We start from the raw sequence: 18,909 nt of genomic DNA, 5'->3' as shown, positions 1-18,909 counted from the left end.
CGATAGCCTATGCCCAACAGGAACGCCCGCCGATCATCGAGATCGAGGGCTTCAACCGGCCGACGACGCCTGCCACGCCCTGATGCCAGCCCGCGTCGAGCGGCCTGAGACCACTCCAGGCTTCAAGGCCGCTCGCTCAGAACTCCGCCCATTCCTCCGTGGCGGCCGAAGCCAGCGCGGGCGGGGTCGCGGCGCCCGGCGCCTTGCGAAGCCGGGCCGGGGCTGCCGCGCCGGGCTTCGCGGCGACGGCGCGAGGCCGTGGCGTCCCGGGCACAGGCGCTGGCGTCGAGATGCCGGCCTCCACCTTGAACACGCTCACCGCCCGCACCAATCCGCCGGCCTGCTCCTGCAGCGATTGAGCCGCCGCGGAAGCCTCCTCGACCAACGCCGCATTCTGCTGGGTGACCTCGTCCATCTGCGAGATGGCCTGGTTGATCTGCTCGATGCCCGATGTCTGCTCCTGGCTCGCGGCCGTGATCTCGCCCATGATGTCGGTGACCCGGCGCACGCTGTCGACGATCTCTTCCATCGTCTTGCCCGCTTCGGCCACCTGCTTGCTGCCCTGCTCGACCTTGCCCACGGAGTCGTCGATCAGGCTCTTGATTTCCTTGGCGGCGGCCGCCGAGCGCTGCGCCAGACTGCGCACCTCTGAAGCCACGACGGCAAAGCCACGGCCCTGCTCGCCCGCGCGGGCGGCTTCGACGGCCGCGTTCAAGGCCAGGATGTTCGTCTGGAAGGCGATGCCGTCGATCACCCCGATGATGTCCACGATCTTGCGCGACGAGGTGTTGATCGAACCCATGGTGTCGACCACCTGAGAGACCACGCTGCCGCCCCTCATCGCCACTTCGGAGGCCGAGACGGCCAGCTGATTGGCCTGGCGCGCGTTGTCGGCGTTCTGCTTCACCGTGCTGGTGAGTTCTTCCATCGAGGCGGCCGTTTCCTCCAGCGAGCCCGCCTGCTCTTCGGTGCGCGAGGACAGGTCCTGGTTGCCGGAGGCGATCTGGCTCGACGCCGTCGCGATCGTGTCAGTGCCGTGGCGCACCTCGCCCACCACTTTGGCGAGACTGTCGTTCATCGCCTTCAGCGCCCGCAGCAGCATGCCGGTCTCGTCCGTCGTCCTCGCCTCGATGCGGCTGGTGAGATCGCCTCCGGCAACGGTCTGCGCAAGCTCCACCGCATCGCGCAGGGGGCGCGCCACGATGCGGGCCACCCAGAGCGCCAGGGCGATGCCGAGCACGATGCTTCCCGCCAGCAGGCCGAGGATCCAGGTCCTCGTCGATTCATAAAGAACGTCCGCGTCGTCGCTGGCCTTGTCGCCGCCTTCGACATTCACCTTCACGAGCTTGTCGATCATCGCGCCGATCTCGAGATTCAGGCGCAGCGACTCGCCCCGGGTCAGGGCCCTGGCTTCTTCGTTCTTCTCGGCGCGCGACGCGGCGATGATCTTTTCATGGAGCGGCGCGTAGGCCGCCATCGCGCTCACGAGCTGGGGATAGGTCTCCTTCTCCTCGGGCGTGGTGACGAGCTTCTGGTAGTCCGCAAGGTCCTTCTGCGCCTGCGTCCACAGCGTGTTCATCGACTTCTCGTAAGTGGCGAAGTCGGCCGGGTTGTCCGAGAGGATGTGCTGCAGTTCCTGCGTCCGATAGCGCGCCATGCCCGACTTCAGTTCGAGCAGCACGCGGGTGCTGGGCATCCAGTCCCTGGCAAGCTCCGTCGAGGCCTGGTTCACCTTCGCCAGCTCGATGACGGAGAAGATTCCGAGCAATGCGGTCAGCGCCAGCACGGCTACGAAGGAGATGAGCAACTTGGTTGCAATCCTGAGGTTGTAGAAGGCGGTCATGGCGCTCGCCCCCGCGCATGCGTATCTGTCATCTGGCTTCCGAGTCTGTTGATTGGCTGAACATGGGTGGCAGCGCAGAACTGCCCCACCCTGTTATCGGCAGCGAAGGCGAATTCTTGATGGTCGAGAACCGGAGTTTTCTTGCGAAGCTTTCTCGAAGATTCGCCCGCACGCCAGCCGCCGGAAGCCGAGGTCTTCGAAGGCGCGCTTCTCTCTTGCGCAAGCGCCGGATCAGCGCTGAAATGGAGCCTCGACAACCCAGGGAGGATCATCATGGACATCGTCCAGCACATCGCCGTGCCCGCCTTTATCGGCGCCGCCGCGCTCATGGGCGCCGGGCCCTCCGGCGCGACGCAGCTGCAATGCGAGCAGTTCATTTAGAGCAAGTACCACCTTCAACGGGTGGACGTGGAAGGCAATCTCTATCTTTCCGATGGCTGCCGGCTGGGTGCGAACCCAGGGGCGGGCTTCGTGGAAATCTGCCAGATCAATCTGGGGAAGGCGACACTGCCCGGCCACGCTCAAATGACGCAGGCGGACATCGTTACCGCGTGCCAGTACGCGCATGCACCGGCGTAACCGCCGCGCGAGGCAAGGCGGAGGCGACGCCAGTGCGCCGCCGCCGCCTCATCCCGCCGCGAAGACCTGATTCAAGCGATCGAGATAGCCGCGCTTGGCGGCGGCGTCCGCGAAGCTGGCTTCGAAGCTGTTGACCGCGAGTTGCCACGCGTGTTGCACCGTGAGCCCCGTGGCCGCGAAGGTCTGCAGGAAGTTCTCGTTCATGTAGCCACCGAAATAGGCCGGATCGTCCGAGTTGACGGTGGCGACCAGTCCCGCATCGAGCAGCGCGCGCAGGTTGTGCCGGGCGAGGTCGGGGAACACGCACAGCTTCAGGTTCGACAGCGGGCACACGGTCAGCGGAATGCGGTCCTGCGCGAGGCGCTTCATCAGGGCCGGGTCCTGGGTGCTCTGCACGCCATGGTCGATGCGCTCGACCTTCAGCACATCGAGCGCGCTCCACACATAGGCCGGCGGCCCCTCCTCGCCCGCATGCGCGACGAGATGAAAGCCCAGCTCGCGGCAGCGCGCGAACACGCGGGCGAACTTCTCGGGCGGGTGGCCGAGTTCGCTCGAATCGAGGCCCACGCCGATGAACTTGTCGCGAAAGGGCAGCGCCTGCTCCAGCGTGGCGAAGGCATCGTCCTCGCTGAGGTGGCGGAGAAAGCACAGGATCAGCGCGGCATCGACGCCCAGCTTCTGCCCGGCGTCCACGCAGGCGCGGTGCAGGCCGTCGATCACGGTCTTCATCGCCACGCCGCGCTCGGTGTGCGTCTGCGGGTCGAAGAACATCTCGGTGCGCACCACGTTGTCGGCGGCCGCGCGTTCGAGGTAGGCCCAGGCCATGTCGTAGAAGTCCTGCTCCTTCAGCAGCACGCTGGCGCCGGCGTAGTAGATGTCCAGGAAGCTCTGCAGGTTGGTGAAGGCGTAGGCGCGGCGCAGCTCCTCGACGCTCGCATAGGGAATGGCCACGCCGTTGCGCCGCGCGAGCGCGAAGATCAGCTCGGGTTCGAGCGAGCCTTCGATGTGGATGTGCAGCTCGGCCTTGGGCATGCGCCGCAGCAGTTCGGGCAGGCGCTCGGCCGCAATGTGGTCGAAGCGCGGAGCGTCGGTCGTGTTCATCAGGAGAAGACTCCGAAAGTGATGCCGCGCATCTCGATGGCGGCGGTCTGTGGAAGAAGCCCGGTCCTCCAACGAAAAAGGGTTGCCACGGGGCAACCCTTCGCGCCGGAGATCCCGGACTGCCGTGCGAATTACTTCTTGTCGCCGCCGGGCACCTTGCCTTCGACGCCCTTGACGTAGAAGTTCACGCCCGAGAGGAACTTGTCGTCGGCGACCGTGTCCTTGGCGACCACTTCCTTGCCGTCCTGGCCGAGGATCGGGCCCTTCCAGATCGCGAAGCTGCCGTCCTTCAGGCCCTTCTTGATCTCATCGATCCTGGCCTTGGTGGCGGCCGGCACGTCATCGGCGATGGAGACCATGTCGATGGCGCCCTCCTTCACGCCCCACCAGCTCTGGCCCGTCGTCCACTTGCCGTCCAGCACGTCCTGCGTGGCCTTGATGTAGTACGGGCCCCAGTTGATCACGGCCGAGCCCAGGTGGGCCTTAGGACCATAGGCGGTCATGTCCGAATCCCAGCCGAAGGCGCGCTTGCCTTTTTCCTGCGCGGTCTTGAGCACGGCCGGCGAATCGGTGTTCTGGAACAGCACGTCCGCGCCGCCGTTGATGAGGGCCGTGGCGGCCTCGGTCTCCTTCGGCGGGCTGAACCATTCGTTGACCCACACCACCTTGGTCGTGATCTTCGGGTTGACCGACTGCGCGCCCAGCGTGAAGCTGTTGATGTTGCGCAGCACTTCGGGGATCGGCACCGAGCCGACCACGCCCAGCGTGTTGGTCTTGGTCATCGCGCCGGCGATGACGCCCGCCATGTACGCGCCCTCGTAGGTGCGGCTGTCGTAGGTGCGCATGTTCTCGGCGGTCTTGTAGCCGGTGGCATGCTCGAACTTGACGTCCTTGTTGTCGGCCGCGACCTTGAGCATCGGCTCCATGTAGCCGAAGGTGGTGCCGAAGATCAGCTTGTTGCCCTGGCTCACCATGTCGCGGAACACGCGCTCGGCGTCGGCCGACTCGGGCACGCTCTCGACGAAGGTGGTCTTGATCTTGTCGCCGAATTCCTTCTCGAGCGCCTTGCGGCCGTTGTCGTGCGCGAAGGACCAGCCGCCGTCGCCCACCGGGCCGACATAGGCGAAGGCGATGTTCAGGGGCGCCGCGGGCGCCGGAGCCGCCGCCGTCGGTGCCGGGGCGGCGGGCGCCGCGGCCGGGGCCGCCGCCTCTTCCTTCTTGCCGCAGCCGACCAGCGCGGCCGAAGCCACCGCCGAGAGGGCGACCAGTTTGAGCAGGGAACGCTTGTTCAGGTTATTCATTGTCAGGAATCCTCAAAGGACAGGTTGGCGACGCACGGAAACTAAACCAGGATTATGAGCCGGGGTAGAAGGGTTTCCCGATGGAAGCCGGCATGTTGATGCGGATGAACGCGGGGTTGCGCGAGATCAGCGCCAGCACCACGATCGGCGCGATGTAGGTCAGCATGCTCAGGAACTGGCTGGGCACGTTGACGCCCGTGCTCTGCAGGTAGAACCCGAGCATCGAGACGCCGCCGAACAGGTAGGCCCCGAGCAGCACGCGCACCGGCCGCCAGGTCGCGAAGGTGGTGAGCGCCAGCGCGATCCAGCCGCGGCCCGCGACCATGCCCTCGACCCACAGCGGCGTGTAGACCGTCGACAGGTAGGCGCCCGCCAGCCCGCACAGCGCGCCGCCGGCGATCACGGCCACGAAGCGGATGCGCCGCACCGGATAGCCCAGCGCATGCGAGGACTCCGGCGACTCGCCGACCGAGCGCAGCACCAGGCCGGCGCGCGTGCGGTAGAGGAACCAGATCAGGCCGAAGGTGAGCGCCACCGCGAAATACACCATCGGGTGGTGCCTGAACAGCGCCGGCCCGACGAGCGGAATGTCGCCCAGCACGGGGATGGCGTACGAGACGCTTTCCGGCAGCTTGGCCTGCACGAAATTGATGCCCGCGAAGGCCGAGAAGCCGACGCCGAAGAGACTGAGCGCGAGCCCGGTCGCGTACTGGTTGGTGTTGAGCCAGATCACCAGCACGCCGAAGAAGGCCGCGAGCACCGCGCCGGCCAGCATGCCGGCCAGGAAGCCGAGCCAGTGGTTGTGCGTGGTCGCCACGGTGGCGAAGCCCGCGATGGCGGCGCACAGCATCATGCCCTCGGCGCCGAGGTTGACGATGCCGGCCTTCTCGTTGATCAGCAGGCCCAGCGCCGCGATCGCGAGCACGGTGCCGGCGCTGAGCGTGGAGCCCAGCAAAAGTGCGTAGCTTTCCATCATGCAACTCCTTCGACGACGGGGGGCGCCACCGGGGCGGTGAGCGGGGTGCTGGCTTGCAGCGACGAGGTGCCCGCCTGCGGCGCCGTCTCGGCGGCGGGCTTGGGCGCGGCCTTGCGCCGGATGCGGTAGGCGATCAGCGTGTCGCAGGCCAGCAGCGTGAACAGCAGCAGGCCCTGGAACACGCCGGTCAGCGACTTGGGCAGCCCGAGCCGCGACTGCGCGAGTTCGCCGCCGATGTAGAACATGCTCATCAGGATCGCCGAGAAGACCATGCCCACCGGATGCAGCCGCCCGACGAAGGCCACGATGATCGCGGCGAAGCCGTAGCCCGCCGGCACATAGGGCGTGAGCTGCCCGATCGGGCCCGCCACTTCGAGCGCGCCCGCCAGGCCCGCCGCGCCGCCGGAGGTCAGCAGTGCGATCCACACCGCGCGCCGGGCGGAGAAGCCCGCATAGCGCGCGGCCGCCGGCGCCAGGCCGCCGACCTGCTGCGCGAAGCCGGCCCGCGTGCGGAACAGGAACACATAGAGCGCCCCCACGCCGACCAGCGCGATCACCAGCCCGATGCTGACCCGCGAGCCCTTGATAAGCCGCGGAATCTGCGTCACCGCCTCGAAGGTCTTGGTCTGCGGGAAGTTGTAGCCCAGCGGGTCCTTCCACGGCCCGTAGACCATGTAGCCCAGCAGCAGCGTCGCCACGTAGACCAGCATCAGGCTCACCAGGATCTCGTTGGCGTTGAACTTGTCGCGCAGGAAGGCGACGATGCCCGCCCACACCATGCCGCCGACGATACCGGCGGCCAGGATGGCGGCCACGATCCACTGCCCCGTGTTCTTGTCCGCCAGCAGCGCGACACCGCCGGCCGCGATGGCGCCGAAGACGAACTGCCCCTCGGCGCCGATGTTCCACACGTTGGAGCGAAAGCACACCGCCAGCCCGAGCGCGATGATCAGCAGCGGCGTGGCCTTCACCATCAGCTCGCCGAGCGCGTAGCCGCTCTTGATCGGCTCCCAGAAGAAGACCGCGAGGCCCTTCACCGGGTCCTTGCCCAGCAAGGCGAAGAGCGCCATGCCGATCAGCACCGTGACCAGCAGCGCCAGGATGGGCGAGCCGTAGCTCCAGAAGCGCGAGAGCTGCGGGCGGGGTTCGAGCTTAAGCATGGGCCACCTCCTTGGATTCGTTCGTGCGGGTCCACAGGCCGCTCATCCACTCGCCGATCTGCGGCACCGTGGCCGCGGCGCGGTCGATCGAGGGCGAGAGCCGGCCCTTGGCAATGACGTACAGGCGGTCGCTGATCTCGAAGAGCTCGTCGAGCTCCTCGCTGACCACCAGCACCGCGCAGCCGGCGTCGCGCAGCGCGAGGATCTCGCCGCGGATCAGCGCCGCGGCGCCGACGTCCACGCCCCAGGTCGGCTGCGAGACGATGAAGACCTTCGGGTTGGCGTCGATCTCGCGCCCGACGATGAACTTCTGCAGGTTGCCGCCCGAGAGCGACCGCGCCGCGGCGTCCGGGCCGCCGGCCTTGACATTGAAGCGCTTGATGATGTCGCTGGCCTGCTGGCGCAGCGCGCCGGCGCGGATCCAGCCGCCCTTGCCCACCGCGTCGCCGCGCGTGAGCAGCAGGTTGTGCGCGAGCCCCAGCGTCGGCACCGCGCCGCGCCCCAGGCGCTCTTCCGGCACGAAGTGCAGGCCGAGCGCGCGGCGCCTGCGCGGCCTGAATTGCGCGGCCTTCTGGCTCAGCACCTCGATCATCGCGGGCTGGGCGCGCGTGTCCTCGCCCGAAAGCGCGTAGAGCAGCTCCTTCTGCCCGTTGCCCGACACCCCGGCGATGCCGACCACTTCGCCCGCGCGCACCTGCAGCGAGATGCCGTCGAGATCGACCCCGAACTGGTCCTCGCGCGCCAGCGTCAACCCCTTGACCTCCAGCGCCACATCCCCCGCGCGCACCGGCCGGTGCTGCAGCGGCGGCGGCTCCGCGCCGATCATCAGGCGCGACAGCGACTCGTTGCTCTCGTTCTGCGGGTTGCACACCCCTGTGACCTTGCCGCCGCGCAGCACCGTGCAGGCGGTGCACAGCTCGCGGATCTCGTGCAGCTTGTGGCTGATGTAGAGGATGCTGCAACCCTCGGAGGCCAGCTTCTTCAGCACGACGAAGAGCTTGACGACGGCCTGCGGCGTCAGCACCGAGGTGGGCTCGTCGAGGATCAGCAGCTTGGGGTCGGTCAGCAGCGCGCGGATGATCTCGACGCGCTGCATCTCGCCGACGGAGAGCGTGTGGACCGGGCGCGAGGGGTCGATGTCCAGCCCGTACTCCGAGGCCTTGGCCGTGATGCGGCGCTCGACCTCGGCCAGCGCCAGGCTCTTCTCCAGCCCCAGCCAGACGTTCTCGGCCACGGTGAGCGTATCGAACAGGCTGAAGTGCTGGAACACCATGCTGATCCCCAGCGCCCTCGCCTCCTGCGGATTTCGCACGTTGACCGGCTGGCCGTTGAACATCACGCTGCCTTCATCGGGCTTGACCGAGCCGTAGATGATCTTCATCAGCGTGGACTTGCCGGCGCCGTTTTCGCCGAGTACCGCATGGGTTTCGCCGGGCGCCACCGTGAGCGAGACGTCGCTGTTGGCGACCACCGCGGGATAGCGCTTGGTGATGTGCGAGAGCTGGAGTCTGTGGATTGTCATGCCTGTGCCTGGCCTTCGTGGTTGTCCGGGGATGGGATCTGGTTTCGAATCAGTCTGCACCGCCGGCGGGCCCGGCCGCCTCGGTGGTTGCGCCAATGGGCCGCAGCGAGGCCGCGACCGCCTTGATCCGGTCGCGCAGCCAGCGCGCGGAGCTCGACGAGTGGGTGCGCTCGTGCCAGAGCTGGTAGTACATGAGGCGCGGCAGGGCCACCGGGCACTCGAGGATCTTCACCGGCAGCCGCTCGACGAAGCGTTCGCAGTACTGCCGCCCGGTCGTCAGCACCAGCAGGCTGGAGGCGACCATGTCCGGGATGAGGCCGAAGTGCGCGCAGCGCGCCGTGATGTTGCGCTGCATGTTCAGCTCGTCGAGCATCTGGTCGATGATCCCGCGCGCGCCCGGGTGCATGGGCGTCGGCGCGATGTGCTCGGAGGCGAGCCAGGTGTCGGTGTCCCAGCCGCGGCGCACGGCCGGATGCTCCTTGTTGACCAGCGAGACGATCTCGTCGCCGAAGAGCCGCGCCATGTGCAGGTCTTCCGGCGGCTTGAGCCAGTTGCCGACCACCAGGTCCACGTGGCCGAGCGACAGGTGGGCGTGGTAGTCGGAGTCGGGCGACAGCGGGTGGATCTCGATCCCGCACAGCGGCGCGTTGCTCTTCACCTGCGACACCAGCATCGGCAGGAAGAGCGGGTCGAGGTAGTCGCTGGCGGCGATGCGGAAGGTGGTGACCGCCGTCCGGGGGTCGAAGCCGCGCGCGTCGCTGAACAGCACCTCGGCCGAGCGCAGGATGGCCGCGGAGGGCTCGATCATGCGCAGGCCGGCGTCGGTGGGCACCATGCCCGCGCCGGAGCGCACCAGCAGCGGGTCGCCGGCCAGCTCCCGCAGCCGCTTGAGGGCCGCGGAGACGGCGGGCTGGTACATGCCCAGGCGGATGGCGGCGCGCGAGACGCTGCGGTCGGTCAACACGGTATGAAGAACCCTGATGAGATGAAGATCGATCTTGTCGAAAAGCGCTTGGTCTCTCATGGCTGCCCACATATTCCTGGAATGTGCGGGCAGTTATACAGCGCTGCATTCACATGAACATGCCCTCAGGCCGCGCTTTCGGCCCCGGCCTGCACCGCGGTCAGCGCGCGCAGGATGGCCTCGCTGGTCGCCGGCGCCCGCAGCGGCGGGTCCACCCGGTGGCCGCCGACCGCCGAGACGGCATCGCGGATCGCGAAGAACACGGAAAAGGGCAGCAGCAGCGGCGGCTCGCCGACCGCCTTGCTGCGGTGGATCGAGTCCTCGAAGTTCTGCCCCTCGAAGAGCCGCACGTTGAACACCGGCGGGCAGTCGTTGGCCGTCGGGATCTTGTAGGTGCTGGGCGCGTGCGTGGTCAGCAGGCCGCTCTGCGGATGCCACACCAGCTCCTCGGTGGTCAGCCAGCCCATGCCCTGGATGAAGGCGCCCTCGATCTGGCCGATGTCGACGGCCGGATTCAGCGACTTGCCGGCGTCGTGCAGGATGTCGGCGCGCAGCAGCTTCCATTCGCCGGTGAGCGTGTCGACGACCACCTCGCTCACCGCCGCGCCGTAGGCGTAGTAGTAGAAGGGGCGGCCCTGCATGGTGTCCTTGTCCCAGCTCAGGCCCGGCGTGGCGTAGAAGCCGTCGGACCAGAGCTGCACGCGGTCGATGTAGGCCTCCCCGACGACGGTGGCAAAGGGCAGCGTGCGGCCGTTGACCTCGACCTTGTCGTTGGCGAAACGCACCGCCTGCGCCTCCCCGCCGTGGCGGCTCGCGGCGCAGGCGGCCAGGCGCTCGCGCAGCTTGCGCGCGGCGTCCTGCGCGGCCTTGCCGTTGAGGTCGGCGCCGGTGGAGGCGGCCGTGGCCGAGGTGTTGGCGACCTTCTCGGTGTCGGTGGCCGTGACGCGCACGCTCTCGAAGCTCACGCCCAGCTCGTGCGCCACGACCTGCGCCACCTTGGTGTTCAGGCCCTGCCCCATCTCGGTCCCGCCGTGGTTCACGAGGATGGAGCCGTCGGTGTAGATATGGACCAGCGCGCCGGCCTGGTTGAAGTGCTTGACGTTGAAGGAGATGCCGAACTTGAGCGGCGCCAGCGCGATGCCGCGCTTGAGCACCGGGCTCCTGGCGTTGAAGCCGGCGATCTCTTCCCGGCGCGCGCGGTAGTCGCTGCCGGTTTCGAGCTCGGCCACCAGCTCATGGATGATGTTGTCGCTGACCACGGCGCCGTAGGGCGTGACGTTGCGCTCTTCCTTGCCGTAGAAATTGATGCGCCGCACGTCCAGCGGGTCGCGCCCGAGCTCGCGCGCCACCGTGTCGAGGATGTTCTCGATCGCGATCGCGCCCTGCGGCCCGCCGAAGCCGCGGAAGGCCGTGTTGCTCTGCGTGTTGGTCTTGCCCGAATAGCCGTGCATGGCGACGTCGGGCAGCCAGTAGGCATTGTCGAAGTGGCACAGCGCGCGCGTCATCACCGGGCCCGACAGGTCCGCCGAATGGCCGGCGCGCGAGACCATGGTGATCTCCGCGCCCAGGATGCGGCCCTCGTCGTCGTAGCCGACTTCGTACTCGTACCAGAAGCAGTGGCGCCGCCCGGTGATGAGGAAGTCGTCGTCACGGTCGAGCCGCAGCTTGACGGGGCGCTTGAGCCTGCTGGCCGCCACCGCGGCCACGCAGGCGAAGAGCGCCGACTGCGACTCCTTGCCGCCGAATCCGCCCCCCATGCGCCGGCATTCGACGTGCACCTCGTTGGCATGCAGGTGCAGCGCGTGCGCCACCAGGTGCTGCATCTCGCTCGGGTGCTGGGTCGAGCAGTACACGTGCATCGCGCCGCCTTCCTTGGGGATGGCGTAGCTGATCTGGCCTTCGAGGTAGAACTGCTCCTGGCCGCCGACGTCCAGCGTGGCCTTCAGGCGGTGCGGCGCCCTGGCGATGGCGGCCTGCGCGCCGCCCTCGCTGGTGCTGCGCACCAGGTGCATCGGCGGCACCACGTACTGGCCCTTGGCGTGGGCTTGCTGGGGCGTGAGCACGGGCGGGGCCGACTCGATGTCCAGCGCGTCCTTCGCGCGGGCGGCGGCGCGGCGGGCCGCATCGCGCGTCCGGGCGATCACCGCGAACACCGGCTGGCCCAGGTAGCGGATGTCGCCGTCGCAGAGGATCGGGTCGTCGTGGACGATCGAGCCGCAGTCGTTGCTGCCCGGGATGTCGGCCGCCGTCAGCACCGCCACCACGCCGGGCATGGCGCGGATCGCCTCCAGCCTCAGGTCCTTGAGCCGTCCGTTGGCGACCGGCGAAAGGCCCAGCGCGCAGTGCAGCGTGCCCGCGAGCTCGGGAATATCGTCGATGTAGGTGGCCTCGCCGGCCACGTGGAGCTGCGCCGACTCGTGCGGCCGGCTGATGCCCACGCGGGCGCCGTCGTCGTGCGCCTTGGCTTCGGCGCGCTCGTCGATGCGCGCGGCGGTGTTCGTCAGGTAGTCGGCGAAGGCCTGCGCGGGTTGCAGCAATGCGGGATCGATGGGTTTGTTCATGTCAGGCTCCTTCCACGGCGGCGATGGCGGCGTGCGGCATCACGCTCCAGACGCTGGTCGCCTCGATCGGCAGCGGGTCTTGCGTGCGCGTCTCCAGCCACAGGCGCTGCAGCAGGTTCTGCGCCACCTGCAGGCGGTAGTCGGCGCTCGCGCGCATGTCGGTCAGCGGCTTGAAGTCCTGCGCCAGCGCAAGCTTGGCGGCGTTGACGCTGGCCTGCGTCCAGGGCTTGCCCAGCAGCGCGGCCTCGGCCTGCGCGCCGCGCTTGACGATCGCGGCCATGCCGCCGAAGGCGAGGCGCACCTCCTTGACCACCTCGCCGTCGAGCGCGATGGCAAAGCCGCCGCACAGGGCCGAGATGTCGCAGTCGAAGCGCTTGCTGATCTTGTAGGCCCGCACCTGGCGCTTCATCGCCGCGAGCGGCACGGCGATGCCCTGCACGAACTCGCCGGGCTCGAGCCGGTTCTTCATGTAGTCGAGGTAGAAATCGGGCAGCGGCATGCGGCGCACGCGTTCGCCGCGGCGCAGTTCGATCTCGGCATCGAGCGCCATCAGCACCGGCGGCGAATCGCCGATCGGCGAGCCGTTGGCGACGTTGCCGCCCATGGTGCCGGCGTTGCGGATCGGCGGCGAGGCAAAGCGCAGCCAGACCTCGCCCAGGGCCGGCACGCGCCGCGCGAGCGCGCCGAAGGCGGCTTCGAGCGAGGCGCCGGCGCCGATGTAGAGCTGCGGGCCCGAGGCCCCGCCGGCGCGCTCCTCGACCGTCTTCATCTCAGCCACGTCGCCGACGAAGATGATGTTGCCCAGGTCGCGGAACTGCTTGTTGACCCACAGGCCGACGTCGGTCGAGCCGGCCAGCAGTTGCGCGGCGGGCTTGGCTTCGCGCAGCGCGGCCAGTTCGGCCAGCGTGGACGGCGCGTGGAAATGGTCCATGCGCTGGCCCAGCGGCGCGGCGTAGCTGAAGGTGCCGTCGCGCCGCAGGCTCTCCAGGGCCTCGACCACGGGCTTCGTCGCCAGCCGCACGGCGGGCAGGTCGAACATGCGCTGGCCCGCGTCGAGGATCGGCCGGTAGCCGGTGCAGCGGCACAGGTTGCCCGACAGCTCGTCGGCCAGTGCCTGGCGCGTCGGCCGCGTGCCCTCGGTCTGGTGGTGTTCGTACGCGGACCACAGCGACATCACGAAGCCGGGCGTGCAGAAGCCGCATTGGGACCCGTGGCAGTCGACCATCGCCTGCTGGACCGGGTGCAGGCGCTGCACCGGATGCTTGTCATGCGGCTGCGTGACCTGGCCCAGCCCGCACTGGGCCTTGAGGTCTTCGACCGTGAAGAGCGCCTTGCCGTGCAGCGTGGGCAGGAACTGGATGCAGGCATTGACCGTCGACAGCCGCAGCCCCCCGACCGCATGGGCCTCGCCGGGCTCGGCCAACTCGCCGATCACCACCGTGCATGCACCGCAATCGCCCTCGTTGCAGCCTTCCTTGGTGCCGGTGCAACGCGCGTCCTCGCGCAGCCAGTCGAGGACCGAACGGGTCGGATGGACGCCATCGACGTCGACGATCCGGCCGCCGTGGAAGAAGCGGATGGGTTGGGTGCTCGGGGTCATGCTCATGCTCGTGGGGCGACTCGTTGTTGCGCGGAAATGGACCAGGGCCTGAAGGTAGTGCGTTGCCGCACTCCACGCATACCATCGTGCCCATATTCCGTATGTGGGCGCCGGTATGCGAGGTACGGGGAAACCCTTGGAACTCAGAGCAATTGTCGCGCCATGGTGGCGCGCGGACCGGCGCTGCCGAGGCGCGACTCAGGCCGTCCCGTGCACCAGCCGCTCGAACACGTCCTCGGAGCCCATCTGCCCGCCCTTGAGCATGATCTCGACGCCGTCGAGCGAACGCGCATCGCTGTGCAGGCGGCACAGGGCGGTTCCGGGGCCGAGCGCCGCCAGGTAGGACAGGCCCCAGGCGTCGAGCGCCTGCACGGCATGGCTCGACGTGTCGCCGCCCGCGATGCCGACCCGGCGCAAGGGCGTATCGGCCAGCACGCGGGCCAGCAGGTCGGCGCAGGCCCGCGCGAGCTCGCGCGCATCGGCGCCGCCGCCGTCCGCCGGCGCCTGGCCGGGCCGATGCGTGCAGGCCAGCACGTTCCTGCCGCTGGCCAGGCGCGCCGCGATCTGCCGCGCCGCGGTCGCGCGCACGAGGGGATCCGGCCCCGCGAGCGAGCCCGCGTCGAGCCACACTTTCTCGAATGAGCGCGCGGCGGCGACCTGGCGTTCGGTCACGGGCGAGAGACTGCCGGCCAGCACCAGCACCGGGCCACGGGCCGGCGCGACCGCCGCGGGCGCGGGCGGGCGGGCGGCGAGCTGGGTGGCGATCGCCTGCACGACGCTGCTGGGCCCGACGGCGAGCAAGGGCGCCGCGCGAGCGCGCGACCACAGCGCCGCGCCGATCTCGGCGAGCTGCGCATCCTCGGCCACGTCGAAGAGAAGCGCCTCGGGCTCGTCCTGCAGCAGCGCCTCGATTTCCAGTTGCAGCGCCGCGAGGCCCTGGCCGTAGGCGGTGTAGGGCAGCGAGCGGATGTCCGCCAAGCCCTGCGGCGCCAGATGCCGTCGCAGGTCGGCCTCGTGCATGGGCGTGACCGGATGGCGGCTCATGGTCGGGTGGCGGTCGATGCGGTAGACCTGCGCGCCCGCGCCCGCCGCCGCGAACAGGTTGCCGAACAGGCAGTAGCGCCCGAGCTTCGGCTGCCCGCCGACGATGGCCGACCATGGTTGCGCGACCGACGCGCGCAGCGCGCCGACCGCCACGCCGATGCTGCCGATGCCGGGCGCGCTGTCGAAGGTGGAGCAGGTCTTGTAGTGCAGCACGCGCGCGCCGAGCGCCGTGAACAGCCGGCCCACCGGCGCCAGTTCCTCGCGCATCTCCTGCGGCTTCATGGCGCGCGCGGCGCCGGCGATGCCGATGCAGTCGAGCGGGCCCGCGCGCGCGAGCCGCGCGGCATCGGGCGGCTCGAGGAACAGCAGCGCGCGCAGCCCGGCCCGCGCGGCGGTGCCGAGCGTGTCGGTGGCGCCGGTGAAATCGTCGCCGTAGAAGAGGATCGCCGGCGCCGGGCTCATGCGCGGCCGAAGAATTCCAGCGCGCGCGCCAGTTCCGGCGCCTCGCGCGCCCGCTCGGCGAGCGCGACGCCCTCGCGCGCCGCGGCCCAGGCCTGGCGGATGCTCGCCACGCCGGCGGCCGCGCCATCCGGGTGCGCGAGGATGCCGCCGCCCGACATGAAGAGCAGGTCATCGGTGCCGACGGCCGACCAGGTCGCCGGCACCGTGCCGGCCCACTGCCCCGAGGAGAACGCCGGCATCACCCGATCGTCGATCTCCCCGGCCAGCGGCGTGAGGCAGTCCCTGGCCGACTCGACGACCTCGCTGTCGGCCTGGGCGAACTTGCCTTGCAGCCCATGCACGTGCATGTGGTCCACGCCGGCCAGCCGCCAGAGGGTCTGGTAGGCCTGGAAGGAGATGCCCAGCAGCGGGTGGCGCGACAGCGCGCCGTAGCCGTTGCGGTGGCCGTGCAGGGCGAGCGGCGTATGGCGGCGCAGCGTCTGCACGGCGGAGAAGCCGCACCAGTTCAGGCTCGCCATCACGCAGCTTCCGCCCTCGCGCTCGACCAGGTCGGCATGGCGGCGCATGGCATCGGTCTCGTCGGTGATGTTGAAGGCGACCATCACGCGCCGGCCGGTGCGCTGCTCGTGCGCGCGCACCACCGCCATCACGGCCGGCACGCGTTCGGCCAGCGGCGCGTGCGCCGGGTCGGCCGACACCTCGTCGTCCTTGATGAAGTCGACACCGGCGGCGCACAGGCGGCCGACCAGCGCCGCCGTCTGCGCCGCCGACAAGCCGACATTGGGCTTGATGATGGTGCCGACCAGCGCGCCCCGCGCCACGCCGACGGCGCGCCGTGTGCCCGCCATGCCGACGCGAGGCAGCTCGAAGCGCGCGCGGTAGGCGGCCGGCAGCCGCATCGATTCGAGGCGCATGCCCGTGACCTCGCCGAGGTCGTAGAGGTTGCCCGCCACTGTCGCGGCCAGCGTCGGCAGGTTGGCGCCGATGTTCGCGAGCGGAAAGGAGATGCCGATGCGCGCGCGCCGCCACGGCCCGCCCGTCTTCCCGCGGTCGAGGAGGGCGTTGGGCAGCGAGGGCGTCTCGGCCGGCGCCAGCTCCAGCACCGATTCGACCGTGGCGCGCGAGCGCCCGCGCAGCTCGTCGGTCTCGCCCTCGACCCGCACGAAGGTGCCGCTCGACTGCTCGCCGGCCATGACCTGCGCGACCTCGGCCGGATCGAGCGGCGTCTCGATCAGGTAGTGCGCCAGCAGGTGATCGGGTCGGGGCGTCACAGCAGGCCCAGGTCCGGAAAGGGCCGCACCGGGTCGAGGCCGTCCCAGCCCTGGGACGACGCGCGGATGAGGTCGAACATCCGGCCCTTGGGCCCCGCCACTTCCGACAGCTCGATCACGGTGCCCGGGTGGTATTCCGTGTCGAAGTAGATGAAGCGCCCGCGCTCGCCCACCTCGCCGCTCATCACCGGCTTGAAGCCCTGGCGCTGCAGGCGTTCCAGGTCGGCGTCGTAGTCGGCGGTCCAGTAGGCGACGTGCTGCAGGCCCGTGCGGCCGGCTTGCAGGAAATCGCGGTACATCGAAGGCACGTCGTTGCGCGTCTGGATCAGCTCGACCTGCACGAAGCCCGAGTTGGCGAGCGCCACCGAGTTGTGCGGCGCATGCGACTCGCCCCGGTAGCGATAGTTCTCGATCGGCACCTTGGGGTTGTAGAACCACGGGCCGACGCCGAGCGTCTGGCTCCAGTGGTTCATGGCGGCTTCGATGTCGTGCACGACGTAGCCCAGTTGGCGAATCTCGCCGAGGAATCGACTCATGAATAGCTCCAAGGAAAAGTGACGCCGCGCGTCGAGCGGGCAAAGCCGGGAACGCCGCGGCCCGGCTCCGCCGGTCCGCAGGAGGCGCTTCGGGGGTGTTTCATTTCAGGAATCCGATGGAGAGCCAGGGGATCGCCGCGACCAGGACCAGCCCCACCAGCAGCGCCAGCATGTAGCCGCCGATGTGCTTGATGCCCTCGGCCGGATCGACCTTGCTGACCGCGCAGGCGCCGTAGTAGCCCACGCCGAAGGGCGGCGCGAACAGGCCGATGCCCATCGCGAAGATCACCACCATGGCGTAGTGCACCTCGTGCACGCCGGCGGCCTTGGCGATCGGGAACAGCAGCGGCCCGAAGAGCACGATCGCCGGGATGCCTTCGAGCACGCTGCCCAGCACGACGAAGGCGACGATCGACACCGCGAGAAAGCCGTAGGACCCGCCGGGGATGGCGCCCATCAGGCGCGCGAGATCCTGCGAGAAGCCCGATTGCGTGAGGCCCCAGGCCATGGCCGTCGCGCAGCCGACGATCAGGATGATCGCGCCCGAGAGCGAGGCCGTCTCCACCAGCATCGGCTTGAGCCGCCGCCAGTCGAACTTGCGGTACACCAGCAGCCCGATCAGCGTCGAGTAGACGATGCCGATGGTCGAGACCTCGGTGGCGGTCGCGACGCCTTCGACCACCGCGGCGCGGATCACGAAGGGCAGCAGCACGGCCGGCAGCGCGACCAGCAGCAGGCGGCCCACCTGGCGCCGGGTGTGCACCTCCACACCGCTCAGGTCCTCGCCACGATAGCGCCAGCGCACCACCAGGCACAGCGCGATGCCCAGCACCACCGCCGGCAGCAGGCCGCCGGTGAACAGCGCCGCGATCGAGATGCCGGTGACCGAGCCGATCGTGATCAGCACGATCGAAGGCGGGATCGTCTCCGTCTGCGCCCCGGTGGCCGACAGCAGCGCGACCAGGTCGCCCGGCTTGGCGCCGCGCTTCTTCATCTCCGGAAACAGCACCGGCGCGATGGCCGCCATGTCGGCCACCTTCGAGCCCGAGATGCCCGACACCAGGTACATCGCGCCGATCAGCACATACGAGAGCCCGCCCCGCACATGGCCCAGCAGGCTCGCCAGGAACTGGATCATGGCGCGCGCCATGCCCGTCATCTCGATCAGCGCGCCAAGGAAGATGAAGAGCGGCACCGCCAGCAGGATCAGGTGCGACATGCCCTCGTCCAGGCGCCCCACCATCACCAGCATCGGCGTGCGCGTGGTGAGCGCCAGGTAGCCGAAGGTCGCGAGCGCGAAGGAGAAGGCGATCGGCACGCCGGAGAACACCGTGGCGGCGACCACCACGACGAAGAAGATGACCAGGTTCAGCTTGCCGAGCGGCGCGAGCAAGGGGCCCGCCAGCCAGAACGCGCCCACCAGCGCGGCGATGCCCAGCACCGAGCACGCGATCTGGCGCCAGCCGCAGGTGCGCAGCAGGCGCAGCAGCGCCATCGCGATCATCAGGCCGACACCGACCGGGATCGCGGCCGCGCGCCAGACGTTGCTGATCTCCAGCGCCGGCGTGACGATGAAGGATTCCTCATGCGCGTAGTCGATCGCGGGCCAGGCGACCAGCACCAGGAAGGCCAGCGAGGCGGCGAGCGCCAGCGCGTCGATCATCGCGCGCGTCGCGGGCCGCACGCGGTCGACCAGCGCCGTCATGCGCATGTGCTCGCCGCGCCGCAGCGCCACCGCCGCGCCCAGCATCGACAGCCAGAGAAAGAGGATGGACGCCAGTTCGTCCGACCACACCAGCGGCGAGTGGAAGACGTAGCGCGCGGTGACGCCCGCGAACAGCACGCCGATCTCGGCCAGCACCAGCAGCGCCGCCACCGCCTCGACCGTCGCGCCCAGCCAGCCGTCGGCGCGGCGGGCCAGGTCGCTCAGTGCATTGGAAGGCAGGCCGAAGGACGCGGCCTCCAGGGTGGAACCGTGGGCCATCCGGA

The 18,909-nt window shown here is 69.4% G+C and carries 14 protein-coding genes; 1 reads left to right on the top strand and 13 read right to left on the bottom strand.

Features of this window, described 5'->3' with window-relative positions; all coding sequences use genetic code 11:
* Positions 1-136 precede the first annotated feature (136 nt).
* The gene (locus tag AC1DNF_RS23675) at positions 137-1,843 is read right to left on the bottom strand and encodes a methyl-accepting chemotaxis protein (RefSeq protein WP_478151084.1); all 1,707 of its coding nucleotides are present in this window, start codon (positions 1,841-1,843) and stop codon (positions 137-139) included.
* Positions 1,844-2,251: 408 nt separating this feature from the next.
* Here AC1DNF_RS23675 and AC1DNF_RS23670 point away from each other — a divergent pair, with 408 nt between their 5' ends.
* Positions 2,252-2,422, top strand: a complete 171-nt coding sequence (locus tag AC1DNF_RS23670; RefSeq protein ID WP_478151083.1) for a hypothetical protein — start codon at positions 2,252-2,254, stop codon at positions 2,420-2,422.
* Positions 2,423-2,470: 48 nt separating this feature from the next.
* Here the strand turns inward: AC1DNF_RS23670 and AC1DNF_RS23665 are convergent, their stop codons facing one another.
* The 12 genes from AC1DNF_RS23665 to AC1DNF_RS23610 all read right to left on the bottom strand — a co-directional run bounded on the left by AC1DNF_RS23665 (position 2,471) and on the right by AC1DNF_RS23610 (position 18,904).
* Positions 2,471-3,523, bottom strand: coding sequence for an adenosine deaminase (locus AC1DNF_RS23665; RefSeq protein WP_478151082.1), 1,053 nt, complete (start codon positions 3,521-3,523; stop codon positions 2,471-2,473).
* A 131-nt stretch (positions 3,524-3,654) separates the two neighbouring features.
* Positions 3,655-4,824 carry a BMP family ABC transporter substrate-binding protein gene (locus tag AC1DNF_RS23660; RefSeq protein WP_478151081.1) on the bottom strand — a complete coding sequence of 390 codons (1,170 nt, stop codon included), beginning with the start codon at positions 4,822-4,824 and terminating at the stop codon, positions 3,655-3,657.
* 52 nt (positions 4,825-4,876) lie between these two features.
* On the bottom strand, positions 4,877-5,797 hold the full coding sequence (locus tag AC1DNF_RS23655; protein ID WP_478151080.1) for an ABC transporter permease: 921 nt from the start codon (positions 5,795-5,797) through the stop codon (positions 4,877-4,879).
* Positions 5,797-6,960, bottom strand: coding sequence for an ABC transporter permease (locus AC1DNF_RS23650; protein ID WP_478151079.1), 1,164 nt, complete (start codon positions 6,958-6,960; stop codon positions 5,797-5,799). Before AC1DNF_RS23650 ends, AC1DNF_RS23655 begins: the two co-directional genes overlap by 1 nt.
* Positions 6,953-8,482 (bottom strand): ABC transporter ATP-binding protein, encoded by a 1,530-nt coding sequence (locus tag AC1DNF_RS23645; RefSeq protein WP_478151078.1) that lies wholly within the window; start codon positions 8,480-8,482, stop codon positions 6,953-6,955. The genes AC1DNF_RS23650 and AC1DNF_RS23645 overlap by 8 nt, the downstream gene beginning before the upstream one ends.
* Positions 8,483-8,531: 49 nt before the next feature.
* A complete protein-coding gene (locus AC1DNF_RS23640) occupies positions 8,532-9,506 on the bottom strand; it encodes a LysR family transcriptional regulator (protein ID WP_478151077.1) in 975 nt (324 codons plus the stop codon).
* Positions 9,507-9,571: 65 nt separating this feature from the next.
* Positions 9,572-12,007: a xanthine dehydrogenase molybdopterin binding subunit gene (xdhB, locus tag AC1DNF_RS23635; protein ID WP_478151076.1), complete on the bottom strand. Its 2,436-nt coding sequence runs from the start codon at positions 12,005-12,007 to the stop codon at positions 9,572-9,574.
* 1 nt (position 12,008) lies between these two features.
* Positions 12,009-13,613, bottom strand: a complete 1,605-nt coding sequence (gene xdhA, locus AC1DNF_RS23630) for a xanthine dehydrogenase small subunit (protein WP_478151075.1) — start codon at positions 13,611-13,613, stop codon at positions 12,009-12,011.
* Positions 13,614-13,805: 192 nt separating this feature from the next.
* Positions 13,806-15,113, bottom strand: coding sequence for a four-carbon acid sugar kinase family protein (locus tag AC1DNF_RS23625; protein ID WP_478151074.1), 1,308 nt, complete (start codon positions 15,111-15,113; stop codon positions 13,806-13,808).
* Positions 15,110-16,384 carry a ribulose-bisphosphate carboxylase large subunit family protein gene (locus tag AC1DNF_RS23620; protein WP_478151073.1) on the bottom strand — a complete coding sequence of 425 codons (1,275 nt, stop codon included), beginning with the start codon at positions 16,382-16,384 and terminating at the stop codon, positions 15,110-15,112. Before AC1DNF_RS23620 ends, AC1DNF_RS23625 begins: the two co-directional genes overlap by 4 nt.
* A complete protein-coding gene (locus AC1DNF_RS23615) occupies positions 16,381-16,920 on the bottom strand; it encodes a VOC family protein (RefSeq protein WP_478151072.1) in 540 nt (179 codons plus the stop codon). The genes AC1DNF_RS23620 and AC1DNF_RS23615 overlap by 4 nt, the downstream gene beginning before the upstream one ends.
* Before the next feature lie 100 nt (positions 16,921-17,020).
* Positions 17,021-18,904, bottom strand: coding sequence for a TRAP transporter large permease (locus AC1DNF_RS23610; RefSeq protein WP_478151071.1), 1,884 nt, complete (start codon positions 18,902-18,904; stop codon positions 17,021-17,023).
* Positions 18,905-18,909 lie beyond the last annotated feature (5 nt).

The sequence above is a fragment of the Variovorax sp. 01T432 genome, from assembly GCF_056398605.1.
Note: the sequence above shows the minus strand (reverse complement) of the source record. Positions and strands in the feature narration are given on the sequence as shown.